Genomic DNA, 693 nt, shown 5'->3' on the forward strand with positions numbered 1-693 from the left:
GCGATCGCATATGCCGAGCGAGCCTAGCCCCGGTCAGGCGCGGGTCCCCTCTCCCTACAGGAGCGGGGACCCGCGCTTCGTTCTGGGACGATGCGTTTGGCCGAACCCACCGACCGGAGACCGGTTCAGGCGTCCGCGCGGGGCTCCAGCGGGCAGAGCGCGCCGCAGGAGGGGATGCCCGGCAGGCGGCTGCGCAGGCAGCAGGTGCGGCGGCGGCAGCCGGCGGTGCCCGGGAAGAGCGCCTGCGCGAGCGGCGTGCGGGCGCAGGCGGAGCCGCCGGGGCGCCCGAGGCAGGCGGCGACCTCGCTGCAGGCCGGGGCGTCCCCGTCCCCGAGCTCCCCCGCGACGTAGTCGAGGATCACCGCGGCGTTGCCCCAGATCACCCGCGGGGCGAGACCGCACTGGGCGCAGCACAGCTCCACGAAGGGACGCAGGTGGTCCTCGACCAGCCCCGCGAGCCCCGGCCGCGCCCCGGCGGTGCAGGCCCGGCCGCAGCCCGGCCCGGCGGGCTCCGGATCGACCAGCAGGCGCGCGGGCCGTCCCGCGGCGTCGAGTTCGAGGCTCGTGCGCTCGAAGCCGAGCGGGAGCGGCCGGCCGAGCCGGACCAGGGCGGTCAGGGCGGGCGTCGCCAGGGCGGCGAGGTAGAACTGGCTCCAGTAGGAGACGAGGGCGCGCCGGTCGATCGCGGCGGGC

Annotated in this window: 1 protein-coding gene; it reads right to left on the reverse strand. The window is 77.9% G+C overall.

All coding sequences use genetic code 11. The features are described 5' to 3' along the window. Positions 1 to 125: 125 nt before the first annotated feature. The coding region (gene fhuF / locus AX737_RS11555; protein ID WP_066921455.1) for a siderophore-iron reductase FhuF at positions 126 to 693 on the reverse strand (568 nt) is incomplete at its 5' end.

The sequence above is a fragment of the Methylobacterium sp. CCH5-D2 genome, assembly GCF_001556475.1.
Lineage (GTDB): Bacteria > Pseudomonadota > Alphaproteobacteria > Rhizobiales > Beijerinckiaceae > Methylobacterium > Methylobacterium hispanicum.